Origin of the sequence: Streptomyces sp. URMC 124, from assembly GCF_051386455.1 — a bacterium.
GTDB lineage: Bacteria > Actinomycetota > Actinomycetes > Streptomycetales > Streptomycetaceae > Streptomyces.
Window position 1 is genome coordinate 1 of the sequence record NZ_JBPQTS010000360.1, and the last position, 477, is coordinate 477.

The window sequence follows — 477 nt, forward strand, 5'->3', positions numbered from 1 at the left end:
GAGGAAGGTGGAGGCGCCGCCCGCACCCTCACCGCCACCGGAGCCCTCCTCAGCGCCGCCTCCACCTTCCTCTCCTGGACCTGGACCACCGCCTTCCCCGGCAACCTCACCGTCACCGGCTACCCCGGCGGCCTCCAACTCCTCACCCTCACCGGCGCCCTCCTCACCCTCCTCTACACCCTCACCACCTGGAACCTCCCAGGCATCCGCTGGCTCAACCCCACCCGAAGCCACAACGCCACCGCACTCATGGCCACCGCCACCCTCGCCACCACCTGGTACACCCTCATCGCCATCACCGTTCAACTCGGCGGCCTCGTCAACCTCGAACCCGGCGGATATCTCGCCGCCCTCGCCACCCTCCTCGCCGTCCTGGGCTCCCTCGCCCTCCCCCTCGACCGGCGCACCACCGACTCCTACGCACCCACCAGCCGCCTCAGCACCACCCGCACCGGATCACCGGCCCCTGGTGGTCCC

General features: G+C 71.1%; 1 pseudogene. It reads left to right on the plus strand.

Annotation, left to right across the window (positions count from 1 at the left end):
• Positions 1–477 (plus strand): annotated as a pseudogene (locus ACSNOG_RS32940) (hypothetical protein); the annotation flags it as partial.